We start from the raw sequence: 1,539 nt of genomic DNA, 5'->3' as shown, positions 1-1,539 counted from the left end.
CGCCTGCGCCGAGCCCTGGAACACCGGGACCGCTGCTGTGTGGTTCCCGGGTGCGGGGCGACCCGGGGTCTGCATGCCCACCACATCCGGCATTGGGAGGACGGCGGAGCCACCGAGCTCGACAACCTGGTCCTGCTCTGCCCGTTTCACCACCGCCTGCACCACAGCGGCGGCATCACCATCACCGGCCCCGCCCAACAGCTCGTCGTCACCGACGTCGACGGCACACCCCTCAACCCGGGATCGTTGGCGCGCCCACCGACCCAACCGCCGCCCGCGGTGAAACCATGCCGCGGCCCGTTGGGGGAACGCGCCGACTGGTGGTGGTACACACCATTCGAGCCACAACCACCGTCGACCAACTAGGGGCGCAGTCCCCCTTCCCGACACGAGCCCAGCGGTACGGTGGCAGCGTGGGAGACCCCGAGGAGATCGTCGACGCCGAGATCGTGCCCGACCCGCCTGCCCCGACGCCGCAGGAGCTTGCCGCGACACCGGAGAACGTTGCCCCGACGCCGGAGGAAACCGGCTACACCCCGGGTGGTGTGCCGACCTTCGAGTCGGTCCGAGAAAAGATCGAAACCCGGTACGGAACCGCCGTCGGATCCTCCGAATTGGCCTCGGAAACGCCCGAGGGGCGTGCGGTCGAGGAGCAGTACGAGGCCCGGCAGCGCGCCGCCCATGATCGTCTCGAGCAGATCAGGGCGTCGATGCGGAACGAGCCGGATCGGACCTGACGCGGTGCGTTCCTTCACCGTCGAGGAGCGTCGGACCCGGCTCGCGCGGCGACACTTCCTCGCCGAGGCCACCGACCGATCTGTCGCAGACGTCGCGAACGCGTTCGTCGGTCTGCACGCCACCGACCCGGCCACGCCGTACCTCTCACTGTGGGCGCGCCGCACCGACTTCCGCGTCGCCGATCTCGACTCGGCGCTGTACGTCGACCGCACGGTGGTCAAGCACCTCGCCATGAGGCGCACGCTCTGGGTGTTCGACACCGCCGACCTGCCGGTCGTGCAGACCGCGGCGAGCAATCGCGTCGCAGCGACCGAGCGCAGGAAGCTGATCGCCGACGTCGTCAAGGCCGGTATCGCCGTCGACGGCGAGGCGTGGTTGGCAGCCGCGTCGGCGGCGGTTACCGCCCATCTGGCCGAATACGGTCACGCCACCGCCAGAGAGCTGCGGGCGGCACTCCCCCAGCTGGCAGGCGACTACGACCCCGCCCCCGGCAAGAGCTGGGGTGGACCAGGTCCGATCTCGCCACGCGTGCTGACGGTCATGGGTGTCGAGGGGCATCTGGTCCGCGGCCCGAACGAGGGCGCCTGGACGACGTCGCGCCCCAAGTGGACCTCCGCCGCGCGGTGGGTCGGCGCGGTCGAGTTGCCAGAGTCCGACGCCGCGCGGGCAGTCCTGATCGCGACCTGGCTGAGGACGTTCGGGCCAGCGACGGTCGAGGACGTCAAGTGGTTCTTCGGTCACACCCTCGCCTGGACGCGCGACGGCCTGCGCGACGTCGGCGCCGTCCAGGTCGACCTGGAC

Annotated in this window: 3 protein-coding genes; all 3 read left to right on the top strand. The window is 70.6% G+C overall.

Annotated elements, in window-relative coordinates; genetic code table 11:
• Window positions 1-366 (top strand): HNH endonuclease signature motif containing protein (locus B1790_RS31040; RefSeq protein ID WP_142271598.1); only part of this gene is annotated, 366 nt, incomplete at its 5' end.
• A gap of 83 nt (window positions 367-449) precedes the next feature.
• Window positions 450-737, top strand: coding sequence for a PspA/IM30 family protein (locus B1790_RS31035; RefSeq protein ID WP_079927126.1), 288 nt, complete (start codon window positions 450-452; stop codon window positions 735-737).
• Between the two features lie 4 nt (window positions 738-741).
• On the top strand, window positions 742-1,539 hold a 798-nt coding region (locus tag B1790_RS31030; protein ID WP_079927125.1), incomplete at its 3' end, for a DNA glycosylase AlkZ-like family protein.

The organism is Mycobacterium sp. AT1 (genome assembly GCF_002043095.1).
Classification (GTDB): domain Bacteria; phylum Actinomycetota; class Actinomycetes; order Mycobacteriales; family Mycobacteriaceae; genus Mycobacterium.
The sequence above is the reverse complement of the archived record's forward strand: the minus strand, read 5'-3'. Positions and strand labels throughout refer to the sequence as shown.